The sequence below is a fragment of the Gammaproteobacteria bacterium genome (assembly GCA_022340215.1).
Lineage (GTDB): Bacteria > Pseudomonadota > Gammaproteobacteria > JAJDOJ01 > JAJDOJ01 > JAJDOJ01.
This window is the reverse complement of record JAJDOJ010000265.1, coordinates 1-15981: the sequence shown is the minus strand read 5'-3', so window position 1 is coordinate 15981 and position 15981 is coordinate 1. Positions and strand designations below refer to the sequence as shown.

General features: G+C 60.4%; 13 protein-coding genes and 1 tRNA gene. All 14 read left to right on the top strand.

Annotated elements, in window-relative coordinates; translation table 11 throughout:
• The coding region (locus LJE91_18110; GenBank protein ID MCG6870571.1) for an elongation factor Tu at positions 1-160 on the top strand (160 nt) is incomplete at its 5' end.
• A gap of 101 nt (positions 161-261) precedes the next feature.
• Positions 262-337 (top strand) — tRNA-Trp (locus LJE91_18105).
• A 38-nt stretch (positions 338-375) separates the two neighbouring features.
• Positions 376-744: a preprotein translocase subunit SecE gene (secE, locus tag LJE91_18100; GenBank protein ID MCG6870570.1), complete on the top strand. Its 369-nt coding sequence runs from the start codon at positions 376-378 to the stop codon at positions 742-744.
• Between the two features lie 11 nt (positions 745-755).
• Positions 756-1289 carry a transcription termination/antitermination protein NusG gene (gene nusG, locus LJE91_18095; GenBank protein ID MCG6870569.1) on the top strand — a complete coding sequence of 178 codons (534 nt, stop codon included), beginning with the start codon at positions 756-758 and terminating at the stop codon, positions 1287-1289.
• 192 nt (positions 1290-1481) lie between these two features.
• Complete coding sequence (gene rplK / locus LJE91_18090; GenBank protein ID MCG6870568.1) at positions 1482-1913, top strand: 50S ribosomal protein L11; 432 nt, start codon at positions 1482-1484, stop codon at positions 1911-1913.
• A gap of 3 nt (positions 1914-1916) precedes the next feature.
• The gene (gene rplA / locus LJE91_18085) at positions 1917-2615 is read left to right on the top strand and encodes a 50S ribosomal protein L1 (GenBank protein MCG6870567.1); all 699 of its coding nucleotides are present in this window, start codon (positions 1917-1919) and stop codon (positions 2613-2615) included.
• Between the two features lie 266 nt (positions 2616-2881).
• Positions 2882-3412 (top strand): 50S ribosomal protein L10, encoded by a 531-nt coding sequence (rplJ, locus tag LJE91_18080; GenBank protein ID MCG6870566.1) that lies wholly within the window; start codon positions 2882-2884, stop codon positions 3410-3412.
• A 44-nt stretch (positions 3413-3456) separates the two neighbouring features.
• Positions 3457-3840 carry a 50S ribosomal protein L7/L12 gene (rplL, locus tag LJE91_18075; GenBank protein MCG6870565.1) on the top strand — a complete coding sequence of 128 codons (384 nt, stop codon included), beginning with the start codon at positions 3457-3459 and terminating at the stop codon, positions 3838-3840.
• A gap of 361 nt (positions 3841-4201) precedes the next feature.
• Positions 4202-8287 carry a DNA-directed RNA polymerase subunit beta gene (gene rpoB / locus LJE91_18070; protein MCG6870564.1) on the top strand — a complete coding sequence of 1362 codons (4086 nt, stop codon included), beginning with the start codon at positions 4202-4204 and terminating at the stop codon, positions 8285-8287.
• A 93-nt stretch (positions 8288-8380) separates the two neighbouring features.
• Positions 8381-12598, top strand: coding sequence for a DNA-directed RNA polymerase subunit beta' (gene rpoC / locus LJE91_18065; GenBank protein MCG6870563.1), 4218 nt, complete (start codon positions 8381-8383; stop codon positions 12596-12598).
• Between the two features lie 220 nt (positions 12599-12818).
• Entirely contained in the window at positions 12819-13193 is a 375-nt protein-coding gene (gene rpsL / locus LJE91_18060; GenBank protein ID MCG6870562.1) for a 30S ribosomal protein S12, read from the top strand.
• Positions 13194-13222: 29 nt separating this feature from the next.
• Positions 13223-13693 carry a 30S ribosomal protein S7 gene (rpsG, locus tag LJE91_18055; GenBank protein MCG6870561.1) on the top strand — a complete coding sequence of 157 codons (471 nt, stop codon included), beginning with the start codon at positions 13223-13225 and terminating at the stop codon, positions 13691-13693.
• Between the two features lie 15 nt (positions 13694-13708).
• On the top strand, positions 13709-15808 hold the full coding sequence (fusA, locus tag LJE91_18050) for an elongation factor G (GenBank protein ID MCG6870560.1): 2100 nt from the start codon (positions 13709-13711) through the stop codon (positions 15806-15808).
• A gap of 31 nt (positions 15809-15839) precedes the next feature.
• Positions 15840-15981: elongation factor Tu (gene tuf / locus LJE91_18045; protein MCG6870559.1), on the top strand; the 142-nt coding region annotated here is incomplete at its 3' end.

Genomic DNA, 15981 nt, shown 5'->3' with positions numbered 1-15981 from the left:
GGATCTTCCCGAGGGTGTCGAGATGGTGATGCCCGGGGACAACATCAAGATGACGGTGAGTCTGATCGCACCGATCGCGATGGAAGACGGGCTGCGCTTTGCGATCCGCGAAGGCGGCAGGACCGTCGGCGCCGGCGTGGTCTCGAAGATCATTGAGTAGGTGTCATTCACGAGTCAGGAGTTCATGATTTACGGATGCGCCGGGGTGGTGAGACCGCCGTTGGTCGTTGCTCCGTGCATCCGGAGCGTTCGCAGGTTACTAGGCCAGTAGCTCAATTGGCAGAGCAGCGGTCTCCAAAACCGCAGGTTGGGGGTTCAAGTCCCTCCTGGCCTGCCAGCTTTATCCGATTCCCGAATTAGGTCATTAAGCTTCTTATGTCTGCAAAGGCCGAAGTCCGGGCGGCAACCCTGGATACCCTGAAGTTGTCCGTCTCCGTCGTGCTGCTGCTCGTCGGGGTGGGTGGGTTTTACTACTATGCCGATCAGTCCCAGCTCTACAGGGTGCTGGGTCTCCTCGTGTTGACGGCTGTCGCCATAGCGATATCCTCGACGACGGCGAAGGGTCGCGCTATCTGGACTTTCATGCAGGATGCCCGCGTGGAAGTGCGGAAGATGGTGTGGCCCTCGAGGGCGGAAACCGTCCAGACCACACTGGTGGTCTTCGTGGTGGTCGTCGTCGTTGGTATTTTCCTCTGGCTGCTGGACATGTTGCTCAGCTGGCTGGTTCGTTTCGTGATTGGGTAGCGGGGACGCTGATGGCGCTGCGGTGGTACGTTGTACATGCATATTCCGGATTCGAAAATCAGGTGAAACGATCGCTCGAGGAACGGATCAGGCGCTATGGCATGGAGGACGGCTTTGGCCAGATCCTTGTCCCGACCGAAGAGGTCGTGGAGATGAAGGAGGGCCAGAAGCGGCGCAGCGAGCGGAAGTTCTTCCCGGGATACGTGCTCGTGCAGATGGAAATGACAGACGAATCCTGGCATCTGATCAAGGATGCACCGAAAGTCCTGGGATTCATCGGTGGGACCTCGGACAGGCCCGCCCCGATCACCGATGCCGAGGCAGATTCGATTCTGCATCGAATACAGGACGGGGTCGAGAAACCGAGACCGAAGGTCTTGTTCGAGCCGGGTGAGTCGGTCCGTGTCATCGACGGTCCGTTCAACGACTTCAGCGGTACGGTAGAGGAAGTCAACTACGACAAGAGCCGGCTCCTGGTGGCCGTGCAGATATTCGGGCGGTCGACTCCGGTCGAGCTCGAGTTCGGTCAGGTCGAGAAGGGGTAGGAAGCTGCGGGAGCGCGTGCTGCCGGTTGGCGATCCCGGTCCGCGACAGCTGAGTTGAACGCGTGACGAATCGTTCCGCGTGTTGTCCGGCGATATCCGGAGCGGCAGCGTGGGCGTAACCACAGGTGTCCTCTCAGGGGCATCGAACACTGAAGGGGAGCCGAGAGGCGCTTGAACCCGCAGGAGTGAAAAATGGCCAAGAAAGTCGAAGCTTACATCAAGCTTCAGGTGCCTGCTAACCAGGCGAACCCGAGTCCGCCGGTCGGGCCGGCGCTCGGGCAGCATGGCGTCAACATCATGGAGTTCTGCAAGGCGTTCAATTCCAAGACCCAGGCTATGGAGCAGGGATTACCCGTCCCGGTAATCATCACGGTCTACAGCGACAGAAGCTTCACGTTCATCACCAAGACACCGCCCGCCGCGGTTCTGCTGAAGAAAGCGGCCGGTGTTCCGAAGGGAAGCGGTACGCCTAACACGCAAAAGGTTGGCAAGGTGAGTCGGGACCAGCTCGAGGAAATCGCGAAGGCCAAGGATCCGGACATGACCGCAGCGGACCTTGACGCCGCGGTGCGCACGATTGCCGGCACCGCACGCAGTATGGGACTGGATGTCGAGGGGATCTAGGTCATGGCAAAACTATCCAAGCGAATGCGGGCGATTCGGGAAAAGATCGAGCCCGGGAAACAGTATCAGGCCGCGGAGGCATTTGCCCTGCTCAAGGAACTGTCGACGGCGAAGTTCCCGGAGTCCATCGATGTGAGTGTGAACCTTGGCGTAGACCCGAGAAAATCGGACCAGGTGGTTCGCGGCTCCACCGTCCTGCCCAATGGTACGGGGAAAGAGGTGCGTGTGGCGGTGTTCGCGCAGGGCGCCAAGGCTGACGAAGCCCGGGAGGCGGGTGCCGATATCGTCGGCCTCGATGATCTTGCGGAAAGCGTCAAGCAGGGGCAGTTCGATTTTGATGTCGTGGTCGCCTCACCGGACACGATGCGTGTCGTCGGGCAGCTCGGACCGGTGCTCGGGCCTCGTGGACTGATGCCGAACCCGAAAGTCGGTACGGTAACACCGGACGTCGCGCAGGCCGTCAGAAACGCCAAGGGGGGGCAGGTCCGTTACCGTACGGACAAGGCCGGGATCATTCACTGCATCATCGGCAAGATTGAATTCGAGCCGAAGGCCCTCGAGGGCAACCTGAAAGCGCTGCTCGCGGACCTTGTCAAGGCGAAGCCGTCGGCGGCGAAGGGTGTGTACCTGAAGAAAATTACCGTTTCCAGCACGATGGGGCCCGGAATTCAGCTGGAGCAGGGAGGTCTGGTTTCGGTTTGAGAATCACCTGTTCCCAAAGACAGGTGTGCGTCAAAGACCGCAGGTGCCGTTCGCGCGGAGTTCCGATTTCCGCACCGAAAGGCTTAATCAAGGGCCGTCAGGACCAGACGTGAGGTCTCTGTCCCGAGTGTTCCGGCCTGCGCAGGCGGTGTAAATCCGATTCAGGTGGATTTTTCCATGCGGAGCGCCGCAGGGTGGGCGATCGTGAAGGGTCGTCTGTTTCATTGTTCACGGGTTTGCCCGTGCGTTATTGGGAGAGTGAGATTGTGGCGCTGACTCTGGAGTCCAAGAAACGGATTGTGGTCGAGGTGGCCGAGGTGGCCGCGAGCGCGCATTCCGCTGTATCCGCGGAGTACCGCGGGCTGAGCGTCGAGGACATGACGAACTTGCGTGTAAAGGCGCGTGAAACCGGTGTGTATCTCCGCGTAGTGAAGAACACGCTGACCCGACGCGCGGTGAAGGACACCGAATTCGAGTGTCTCTCGCCGGATCTGACCGGCCCGTTGGTCCTGGCGTTTTCCCGAGAAGACCCAGGATCCGCGGCGCGGCTGTTCAAGGAGTTCGGTAAGGAGAACGAATCGCTCAAGGTGCGATCCATCGCGATCGGCGGACAGTTGTTCGACGCAAGCGAACTTGGCAGGTTGGCCAGCCTGCCGACTCGGGATCAGGCCATCAGTATGCTGATGGCAGTCATGAAGGCGCCGGTAGAGAAGTTTGTTCGTACCCTGGCCGAGCCGCATGCCAAGCTGGTGCGCACAGCGGCAGCAATCCGGGATCGGAAACAGTCCGCCGCGTGATCGAGAGCGGGATCGGGTCAAGCATTCAATCAGGAGAAATCATCATGGCAGTGTCCAAAGAAGAGATTCTGGAAACGATATCGAACATGACGGTGATGGAGGTCGTTGACCTCATTTCCGATATGGAGGAGAAGTTCGGCGTGTCCGCGGCCGCAGCGGTGGCAGCCGCGCCGGTTGACGCGGCAGGCGATGCCGGGGCCGAAGCCGCGGCCGAGAAGGACGAGTTCGATGTCGTCCTGACAGGATTCGGTGGAAACAAGGTACCGGTCATCAAGGTGGTACGGGCCCTCACGGGCCTTGGTCTGAAGGAGGCCAAGGACATGGTCGAAGGCGCACCTTCGACCGTGAAGGAAGCGGCTGGCAAGGATGAAGCGGAAGATATCAAGAAGCAGCTCGAGGAGGCCGGTGCCAGCGTAGAGTTGAAGTAAGCGACAACGATTGTTCTGCTTCGGCTCCTGGGACGTTTGTAATTCGCAGGCCGGTGGCCGCCCTGCCACCGGCCTGTTTGTGCTTGCGCCAATGAGCGATTCCCACCGCGGCTGCATGCTCGGGGCCTTCGCTAAGGTATCCGAACAGACTGGTTACCGCACTCGCGAGGGGTGTTAGGCGAATTCTGTCAAATGACATACCATCCTGCTTGTCTTTGTCGTCCGTCCTCTGTGTTGCGACAACCGTTACATAGTTCGGCTATGCGCCTGTTGTCGCGCCTTGATGACGAACGAAAATCCGGCGCGATCTGGTATGTCATTTTCCGGCAATCGCCTTAATCGAATTCCACGGGGATACGTAATGACATACAGCTACACCGAAAAAAAACGCGTTCGAAAGGATTTTGGCAAGCGGCCGCGAATTCTGGACGAGCCCTACCTGCTCGATATTCAGCTTGCATCCTATCGCCGGTTTCTGCAGGAGGGCGCTGACGACGAGTCCCGCAGGCAGAGCGGTCTGCATGCTGCGTTTTCGTCGGTTTTCCCGATTGTGAGTTATTCTGGCAACGTGGTCCTCGAGTACGTTGGCTACCGTCTCGGCACCCCGACCTTCGATGTGAAGGAATGTCAATTGCGTGGCCAGACCTATGCCGCGCCTCTGAGGGTAACGCTGCGACTGGTGATCTACGACAAGGACGCACCGGCGGGCACCAAGAAGGTCAAGGACGTCAAGGAACAGGAAGCTTACATGGGGGAAATCCCTCTGATGACGGATCATGGCACCTTCGTCGTCAATGGCACCGAAAGGGTCATCGTGTCGCAGCTCCACCGCTCACCCGGGGTGTTTTTCGACCACGACAAGGGCAAGACACATTCGTCGGGCAAGTTGCTCTATTCGGCTCGCGTCATTCCCTACCGCGGTTCGTGGCTGGATTTTGAATTCGACCCCAAGGACTGTGTCTTCGTCAGGATCGACCGGCGGCGCAAACTGCCCGCCACGGTGCTGCTGCAAGCGCTCGGTTGCGAGACCGAGGAGATCCTCGAAAAGTTCTTCGAGCTCAATACCATTCGGGTAACGAAAAAGGGCTTCGTTCTCAAGCTGATTCCGGAACGGCTTCAGGGTGAGATCGCCGCTTTCGATATCAAGGTCGGTGGTGAGGTGGTCGTCGAAGCGGGGCGCAGGATCACCGTGCGTCACGTCAGGCTCATGGAGGAAGGGAAGCTCGCGAAACTCGACCTGCCTGAGGAGTACCTGATCGGGAAGGCCCTGGCAAAAGACACGGTCGACAAGGAAACCGGCGAACTGATCGCGCCCGCCAACACGGAACTCACGGCGGAACTGATCGAGAAGATACGCGGATCGGGCATCTCGGAGTTCGAGACGATCTATACCAATGAGGTCGACCGGGGTCCATTCATCTCCTCCACGCTGAGGATCGATTCGACCCAGTCCGAACTCGAGGCGCAGATCGATATCTACCGCATGATGCGCCCCGGGGAACCCCCGACAAAGGAAGCGGCGCAGAACCTGTTTCACAATCTTTTTTTTACAGAGGAACGATACGACCTGTCCGCCGTCGGGCGCATGAAGTTCAACCGCCGGGTGGGACGCAAGGAAACAACCGGTCCGGGGATCCTGAGTAAGGAAGACATCCTGGAAGTGCTGCGAGTCCTGATCGACATCCGCAACGGCAAGGGTATCGTCGACGATATCGATCACCTGGGAAACCGGCGTGTGCGCTGTGTTGGGGAGATGGCCGAGAACGTGTTCCGCGTCGGTCTGGTCCGTGTGGAGCGCGCCGTAAAGGAGCGTCTGGCGCTGGCGGAATCCGAAGGCCTGATGCCCCAGGAGCTGATCAACGCTCGGCCTGTCGCGGCGGCGATCAAGGAATTCTTCGGTTCCAGTCAGTTGTCCCAGTTCATGGACCAGAACAATCCGCTTTCCGAAGTCACGCACAAACGTCGGATTTCGGCGCTCGGGCCCGGCGGACTAACCCGTGAGCGGGCGGGGTTCGAGGTAAGGGATGTGCACCCCACCCACTACGGGCGCGTATGCCCGATCGAGACCCCTGAGGGTCCGAATATCGGCCTGATCAACTCTCTTGCCGTCTATGCCCGGACCAACGAGTACGGTTTCCTGGAAACGCCCTACCGCAAGATCGTGGATGGACACGTGACCGACGAGATCGAGTACCTGTCGGCCATCGACGAGAGCCAGTACGTCATCGCGCAGGCGAACGCGACACTGGACGAGGAGGGCAGGCTGGTGGACGAGCTTGTTTCGTGCCGGCAGAGCAACGAGTTCGCCCTGTCGACACCGGACCGCGTCGAGTACATGGACGTTTCCACCAAGCAGATCGTTTCCGTCGCGGCGTCACTGATCCCGTTTCTGGAGCACGACGACGCAAACCGCGCGCTGATGGGATCGAACATGCAGCGACAGGCCGTGCCTACGCTCAGGGCGGAGAAGCCGCTGGTCGGGACGGGGATGGAACGGACCGTCGCGATTCATTCCGGCGCGGCGCTGGTCGCGCGACGGGGCGGGACCGTCGATAGCGTCGACGCCGCACGTGTCGTGGTCCGTGTGAACGATGAAGAGGCCGAGGCCGGCGAGCCCGGTGTGGATATCTACAACCTGACCAAGTACACCCGGTCCAACCAGAACACCTGTATCAATCAGAGACCTCTGGTGAAGCCCGGTGACCAGTTGCAGGCGGGCGATGCGCTGGCCGACGGTGCCTCGACCGATATGGGCGAACTCGCGCTGGGGCAGAACATGCTGGTGGCCTTCATGCCCTGGAACGGCTACAACTTCGAGGACTCCATCCTCATCTCGGAAAGGGTGGTCGAGGAGGACCGGTACACCACCATCCATATCGAGGAACTGACCTGCGTCGCGCGCGACACCAAGCTGGGCTCAGAGGAAATCACGGCCGATATCCCGAATGTCAGCGAGACGCTGCTCGCCAAGCTCGACGACTCCGGGATCGTGTACATCGGCGCCGAGGTCAGGCCCGGTGACATCCTTGTCGGTAAGGTGACGCCCAAGGGTGAGACCCAGCTGACACCGGAAGAGAAACTGCTGCGGGCGATCTTCGGCGAAAAGGCTTCCGACGTGAAGGACACATCCTTGAGGGTGTCTTCCGGCATCGAGGGCACGGTCATCGATGTTCGGGTGTTCACGCGTGATGGTGTCGAAAAGGATAAGCGGGCTTTGCAGATCGAAGAGACGGCGATGGCACAGTTCAAAATCGATCTCAACGACCAGCTACGGATCTACGAGAACGACGTCTACTCGCGCGTGGAGAAGTTGCTCACCGGTAAGTTGGCCGAGGGCGGGCCCGGAACGCTCAAGTCCGGTTCCAAGGTCACCAAGACCTATCTCGCGAGCATCGAACGCAGCAAATGGCTAGAGGTGCGGATGCGCAGTGAGGAGGTCAATGTCCAGTTGGAGAAACTCTCCGCACAACTAAAACAGCAGCGCGAGAGTTTCGAGGACCGTTTGACGAGGCAGCGCGAGAAGATTTCGGCGGGGGATGATCTCGCCCCCGGCGTGTTGAAGATGGTCAAGGTCTACGTGGCGGTGAAGCGGCGGATGCAGCCAGGCGACAAGATGGCGGGAAGACACGGGAACAAGGGTGTCGTCTCGATGATCGTCCCCGTGGAGGACATGCCGCACATGGAGGACGGTACCCCGATCGACGTCGTCCTGAACCCGCTCGGTGTGCCATCCCGAATGAATGTGGGGCAGGTGTTGGAGACACATCTCGGTTGGGCGGCGAAAGCGCTCGGCGCAAAGATCGGCAGGATGGTCGATTCAGGGGGCAAGACGAGCGACCTCCGTCAGTTCCTGGAGAAGGTCTACAACAGCAATGCCGACCAGTACGAAAAGGTCAATCTCGGCGAGTTCTCCGATGAAGAAATCGCGGACCTTGCGCAGAACTTGCGTGAAGGTGTCCCGATGGCGACGCCGGTATTCGATGGCGCGAACGAGGACGAGATCGGTGAAATGCTGCGTCTGGCCGATCTGCCGGAGAACGGGCAGACCATGCTGTACGACGGTCGGACGGGGGACACGTTCGACCGACCGATAACCGTGGGCTACATGCACGTCCTCAAGCTCAATCATCTCGTGGACGACAAGATGCACGCGCGCTCGACCGGCCCCTACAGCCTGGTGACTCAGCAACCGCTGGGCGGTAAGGCGCAGTTTGGCGGGCAGCGTTTCGGAGAAATGGAGGTCTGGGCGCTGGAGGCCTACGGCGCCGCCTACACGCTGCGTGAGATGCTCACGGTCAAGTCCGACGATGTGAATGGACGGAACAAGATGTACAAGAACATCGTCGACGGTGACCACCGAATGGAGGCCGGCATGCCGGAGTCGTTCAACGTACTGACCAAGGAGATCCGATCCCTGGGGATCAATATCGAGATGGAGCAGAATTGATACCCGCAACGCGCGGCGCCCGACAGGGCGCGCGCGTCTGATCGAGGTTCCGGGATTCACGGACCCCGGAAAGCCCAGTCGGCAGGAGAGACGATGAAAGATTTACTGAACCTCTTGAAGCAGCAGGAACAGGTTGAGGATTTCGACGCCATCCGTATCGGATTGGCGTCTCCGGACCTGATCCGGTCCTGGTCGTACGGTGAGGTGAGAAAGCCCGAGACGATCAACTATCGAACCTTCAAGCCCGAACGCGACGGGCTCTTTTGCGCGAAGATCTTCGGTCCGACCAAGGACTACGAATGTCTGTGCGGCAAGTACAAACGGCTCAAGCATCGGGGTGTGGTGTGCGAGAAGTGTGGTGTCGAGGTGACGCACACGAAGGTACGGCGCGAACGCATGGGACACATCGAGCTCGCCAGTCCTGTTGCGCACATTTGGTTTCTGAAGTCTCTGCCTTCGCGTATCGGTTTGCTGCTCGACATGACGCTACGCGATATCGAGCGCGTACTCTACTTCGAGGCCTTCGTCGTCGTGGATTCCGGAATGACGACCCTGGAGAAGGGGCAACTGCTCTCGGATGACACCTATCTCGAGGCCTTCGAGGAACACGGCGACGAGTTCGAGGCGCTGATGGGGGCCGAGGGGGTCTACAAGCTGCTGGCCTCGATCGACATGACGGAGGAAGCGGCCAATCTTCGCAAGGAGGTCGAGGAAACCCGCTCGATGACCAAGCTGAAGCGGCTTTCCAAGCGTCTCAAACTGGTGGAGTCGTTCCTGGAATCGGGCAATCGTCCCGAGTGGATGATCATGACCGTACTGCCCGTGCTGCCCCCGGACCTTCGTCCGCTGGTGCCGCTGGACGGCGGGCGGTTCGCGACCTCCGACCTGAACGATCTCTACCGCCGCGTCATCAATCGCAACAACCGTCTCAAGCGGCTGCTGGAACTGAATGCGCCGGACATCATCGTCCGCAACGAGAAGCGCATGCTGCAGGAGTCGGTCGATGCACTGCTCGACAACGGCAGAAGAGGCCGGGCGATCACCGGGACCAACAAGCGCCAGTTGAAGTCGCTTGCCGACATGATCAAGGGCAAGCAGGGGCGCTTCCGCCAGAACCTTCTCGGCAAGCGGGTGGACTACTCCGGACGTTCCGTCATCGTGGTGGGTCCCACGCTCAAGCTGCATCAGTGCGGGCTGCCGAAGAAGATGGCGCTCGAGCTGTTCAAGCCCTTCATATTCAGCAAGCTCCACCTTCGGGGTCTCACCACCACGATCAAGGCATCGAAGAAGCTGGTGGAAAAGGAAGGCGCGGAGGTCTGGGATATCCTCGACGAGGTCATCAGGGAGCACCCGGTGATGCTGAACCGGGCGCCCACCCTGCACCGCCTGGGTATCCAGGCCTTCGAACCGGTACTGATCGAGGGCAAGGCGATACAGCTGCACCCCCTGGTGTGCGGCGCCTTCAACGCCGACTTCGACGGCGATCAGATGGCCGTGCACGTGCCGCTGTCGCTGGAGGCGCAGCTCGAGGCGCGCGCGCTGATGATGTCGACGAACAATATCCTGTCACCGGCCAACGGCGAGCCGATCATCGTCCCCTCCCAGGAGATCGTACTGGGCCTCTATTACATGACCCGGGAGCGGATCAACGCCAGGGGAGAGGGGATGGTCTTCGCGGATGTCGACGAGGTACATCGTGCCTATGAAGGCGGTGCCGTGGAGTTGCATGCAAAGGTGCAGGTGCGCATTCGGGAGGTACTGTTCGACGGGGAGGGAGAACGCAAGGAGTCGGTACGACGGGTACAAACAACGGTGGGTCGCGCGTTGCTGTCCCAGCTATTGCCCGACGGCCTGGGATTCGACCTGATCGATAGGAACATGGGGAAACGCGCGATATCGGGGCTGATATACGCCTGCTACCGCACGGTTGGTCTCAAGGAAACGGTGATATTCGCCGACAGGCTCATGTACACGGGGTTCCGCTATGCGACGCGCTCCGGGGTGTCCTTCGGTGTGGAGGACATGGCCGTCCCCGAAGAGAAAGCGAAGATTTTGGCGACAGCCGAGCGCGAGGTGAAGGACATCCAGGATCAGTACGCCAACGGGCTGGTCACGAAGGGGGAGCGCTACAACAAGGTCGTCGACATCTGGTCGCACACCAACGATCAGGTGGCCAAGGCGATGATGTCCCAACTGGGAAGTGAAGAGGTGGTCGCCGCCAGCGGGGAAACCGTGAGTCAGCCGTCCTTCAATTCCATCTACATGATGGCCGACTCCGGCGCTAGGGGCTCGGCGGCGCAGATCCGGCAGCTCGCCGGTATGCGCGGACTGATGGCCAAGCCGGACGGATCCATCATCGAAACACCGATTACGGCGAACTTCAGGGAAGGACTGGACGTACTCCAGTACTTCATCTCTACCCACGGTGCCCGCAAGGGACTGGCCGATACGGCCCTGAAGACGGCGAACTCCGGCTACCTGACCCGGCGGTTGGTCGACGTCGGGCAGGACATGGTAATCACGGAACTGGATTGCGGCACCAGCGATGGCATCGTCATGAAGCCGATCATCGAGGGTGGTGACGTGGTTGAGCCGCTGAGCGAACGTGTCCTCGGGCGCGTGCTGGTCGAGGATGTCGTACCGCCCGGGGCCGCGGAAGCGGTGATGAAGGCCGGCGCGCAGCTCGACGAGTCGTTTGTAGATCGTCTCGAAGAACTCGGTGTCGACGAGGTCAAGGTACGTAGCGCGATTACCTGCGAATCCCGGTTCGGAATCTGCTCGACCTGTTACGGCAGGGACCTGGCGCGAGGCCATCTGGCGAACAATGGAGAAGCTGTCGGCGTGATCGCCGCGCAGTCGATCGGCGAGCCGGGCACCCAGCTTACGATGAGAACCTTCCATATCGGCGGCGCTGCCAGCAGAGCGGCCGCGGCCAGCAATATCGCAGTCAAGGCCGATGGCACGATACGTCTGCACAAGATCAATCTCGTCAGCCAGCAGAGCGGCAACAATGTCGCTGTGTCGCGCTCTGGCGAAATCAGTCTCGCTGACCGTCACGGTCGGGAGAAGGAACGCTACAAGGTGCCATACGGCGCGGTACTCTCCGTGACCGACAATACGGCGGTCACCGCGGGCCAGATCGTTGCGACGTGGGATCCGCACACACACCCGATCGTGACCGAAGTGGCGGGCACCATCCGCTTCTTCGAATTCGTGGAGGGTGTCAGCGTCACCCATCAGATGGACGAGATTACCGGGTTGAGCTCCACGGTCGTCACGGATCCCAAGAGTCGTGGGGCCTCGGGTAAGGACCTGCGGCCCATGGTGCAGCTGGTCGATGAGTCCGGCAACGAGCTCTGTCACGCGGGAACGGAGATTCCGGCACACTACGTCCTCCCGGCGGGGGCGATTGTCAGCCATGTGGACGGCTCAAAGGTCGACGTCGGCGACGTCGTCGCTCGCATCCCGCAGGAATCGTCCAAGACGCGCGACATCACCGGTGGTCTTCCCAGGGTGGCGGATCTTTTCGAGGCGCGCAAACCGAAGGAGCCGGCCATCATGGCGCCCCACACGGGTACCGTGAGCTACGGAAAGGAAACCAAGGGAAAGATGCGCCTCGTGATCACCGACGATCAAGGAGAGGCAATGGAGGAACTCATACCCAAGTGGCGCCAGGTCAACGTGTTCGAGGGCGAGCATGTGGAGAAAGGGGAGGTGATCGCCGACGGGGAACGAAGTCCCCACGACATCCTCAGGCTCCTGGGTGTGACCGAGCTGGCGGAGTATCTGGTTCAGGAGATCCAGGATGTTTACCGGCTGCAGGGCGTCAAGATCAACGACAAGCACATCGAGGTCATCATTCGCCAGATGCTGCGCAAGGCCGAGATCGTCGACTCCGGTGACACCTCGTTGCTTCAGGGCGAGCACGTCGAGCGCTCGAGGCTGCAGGAGGAGAACGAGCGAATGGAGGCGGAAGGGAAGCAGCCGGCACAGGCCGAACCGGTGTTGCTCGGTATCACCAAGGCTTCGCTAGTGACCGAATCGTTCATATCAGCCGCCTCCTTCCAGGAGACGACGCGCGTACTGACCGAGGCCGCGGTGCGCGGGGGACGTGACGACCTCCGGGGACTGAAGGAGAACGTAATCGTCGGGCGCCTGATTCCGGCCGGAACGGGGCAGGCGTTTCACGACGAACAACGCCGGAAGCGGGCGCGGGACATGCTGTCGATGGAAATGCCGCCAGCGCCGGTCGCGACCGGCGAGCTGGAGTCGAACCAGGAGATTCAGGGGGCCGGCAGTTCGGCTGAGTAAACCGCGGCCCACGAGCGCAGGAAGGAGCCGCCTGTTATCGCTGGTCTCCAGCTTGACACTGACGGGTGCAGTTTCTAAAATCCCGCAGCCTTGGACAGGCCGGCCCAAACCGGCCTGTCTTGCTTTTTCGGGCCCCGCCAGGGAGTGACGGGATCCGGCTCGAACCCGGTGCTGACGCGAAGGCGGCAGCACCTGATCAGGTAAGTAATCAGGAATCACCATGTCGACGATCAATCAGCTGGTGCGCAAGCCGCGCAAGCGCAAGTTGGAAAAGACAAACGTCCCCGCGCTGGAGGCAGGCCCGCAGAAGCGCGGTGTGTGTACCCGCGTCTATACGACGACTCCGAAGAAACCGAATTCGGCCCTGAGAAAGGTGGCACGTGTCCGGCTTACCAACGGCTATGAGGTCACCAGTTACATCGGTGGCGAAGGTCACAACCTGCAGGAGCATTCCGTCGTTCTGATCAGGGGGGGGCGTGTGAAGGACCTTCCGGGTGTTCGCTATCACGTGGTCAGGGGTAGCCTCGATACGCAGGGAGTTCAGAATCGGAAGCAGGCCCGCTCGAAGTACGGCGCGAAACGGCCGAAGTCGTAACCCGCAACGGACCAGGTAAGTAATTCATCATGGCGAGAAGAAGAGAGATCCCGAGACGTGAGATCCTTCCGGATCCCAAGTACGGGGAATTGAAGGTGGCGAAGTTCGTCAACATGGTCATGCGTAACGGCAAGAAATCCGTTGCGGAAAAGATCGTCTACGGTGCGCTGGGCCAGTTGTCCGATAAGAAGGGCGGGGACAGTGTCGAACTGTTCGTCCAGGCGCTCGAGAACGTCAAGCCCGCGGTCGAAGTCAAGTCCAGGCGTGTAGGTGGCGCGACCTACCAGGTGCCCATTGAAGTCAGGCCGGTCCGGCAGATGGCATTGGCCATGCGCTGGATCGTAGACGCCGCCCGCAAACGCGGTGAGAAGTCCATGATGAACAAGCTCGCCGGCGAACTGATGGATGCGGCGGACAGCAGAGGCGCAGCGGTCAAGAAGCGTGAGGACACGCTTCGCATGGCGGAAGCGAACAAGGCATTTTCACATTATCGCTGGTAACAGGCGAGGTGCTCCGTGGCGCGTAAAACACCAATAGATCGTTATCGCAATATCGGCATCATGGCGCATATCGACGCCGGCAAGACCACGACGACCGAGCGGGTGCTCTTCTATACCGGTATCTCGCACAAGATCGGGGAGGTCCATGACGGTGCGGCGATAATGGACTGGATGGAGCAGGAGCAGGAGCGTGGCATTACTATCACCTCCGCCGCGACGACGTGCTTCTGGAGCGGCATGGACCACCAGTTTCCCGAGCACCGCATCAACATTATCGATACGCCGGGGCACGTGGACTTCACAATCGAGGTGGAGCGGTCCCTGCGCGTTCTCGATGGCAGCTGCGCTGTATTCTGTGCCGTCGGTGGTGTAGAACCGCAATCGGAAACCGTCTGGCGGCAGGCCACCAAATACAATGTGCCCAGGCTCGCTTTCGTCAACAAGATGGATCGGGCTGGCGCCGATTTTCTTCGCGTCGTGGGCCAGATCCGGGAGAGACTGGGTTCCAACCCGATCCCGATCCAGCTGCCCATCGGGGCGGAAGAGAATTTCCGGGGCGTGATCGATCTGATCAGGATGAAGGCGATCTACTGGAACGAGTCGGACATGGGGGCGACCTACGAAGAGAAGGACATTCCGGACGACATGACGGACGCTTGTCAGGAGTGGCGGGAACAGATGCTGGAAGCGGCTGCCGAAGCCACCGATGCGCTGATGGACAAATACCTGGAGGAGGGTGATCTGTCGACCGACGAGATCCGTGACGGCCTGAGGCAGCGCACACTCACCAACGAAATTGTGCCGACACTCTGCGGATCCGCCTTCAAGAACAAAGGCGTGCAGGCGATGCTGGATGCGGTGGTGACCTATCTGCCGTCGCCGAGCGACGTCCCGCCGATCAGGGGCGTGCTGGATGACGCGGAGGAGTCGGAGGGTGTGCGCAAGGCGTCGGATTCGGAACCCTTCGCCGCGCTTGCATTCAAGATCGCAACCGACCCCTTCGTCGGGACATTGACGTTTTTCCGGGTCTATTCCGGTGTCCTGAAGTCCGGTGACACGGTCCTGAACGCGGTGCGGGGCAAGAAAGAGCGGATCGGCAGACTCCTCCAGATGCACGCCAACCGCAGGGACGAGATCAAGGAGGTACTTGCCGGCGACATAGCGGCCGCTGTCGGGCTGAAGGACGTAACGACCGGCGATACGCTGTGTGACCTGAACAACGTGATTACCCTGGAGCGGATGGAGTTTCCCGAGCCGGTCATCGCCGTGGCGGTCGAGCCCAAGACCAAGGCCGATCAGGAGAAAATGGGCATCGCCCTGCAGAAGCTCGCGCAGGAGGATCCCTCGTTCCGCGTGGCGACCGATGAGGAGTCCGGACAAACGATCATTTCGGGTATGGGCGAGCTGCACCTGGACATCATCGTCGACAGGATGAAGCGCGAGTTCAAGGTGGAGGCCAACGTCGGCGCACCGCAAGTGGCGTACCGGGAAACCATTCGGCGTCCGGTCGAGCAGGAAGGCAAGTTCGTCCGTCAGTCGGGTGGTCGCGGTCAATACGGACACGTCTGGTTGCGGATCGAGCCTCAGGAACCGGGCGCCGGGTTCGAATTCGAGAACGCCATCGTGGGCGGCGTGGTCCCCAAGGAGTACATTCCGGCGGTCGGCAAGGGTGTCGAGGAACAGATGGGGAACGGCGTCATTGCGGGATATCCCGTAGTGGACGTCAAGGTCACCCTGTACGACGGCTCCTACCACGATGTGGATTCTTCGGAGATGGCATTCAAGATCGCCGGTTCCATGGGCTTCAAGGCGGGTGCGGCCAAGGCCGATCCCGTGCTCCTCGAACCCGTGATGAAGGTCGAGGTCGTCTCGCCCGAGGAGTATATGGGCGATGTGATGGGGGACCTCAACCGCCGGCGCGGCATCGTGCAGGGTATGGAGGATGCGCCGGCCGGGAAGGTGATTCGGGCCGAGGTGCCGCTCGGGGAAATGTTCGGATATGCCACGGATCTGCGCTCCGCGACGCAGGGTCGTGCTACCTACTCGATGGAATTCCAGAAATATGCCGAGGCGCCAAACAGTGTGTCCGAGGCGGTCATCAAGCAGGCCTCATAAGTCATCACTCTAAAAGGAGAGGATTCGAGACGTGTCCAAAAAGAAATTTGAGCGTACGAAGCCACATGTGAATGTTGGGACGATTGGTCACGTGGACCATGGTAAGACGACGTTGACGGCGGCGCTGACGAAGGTGATGGCGGAGCAGCGCGGCGGGGAATTCAAGGCGTACG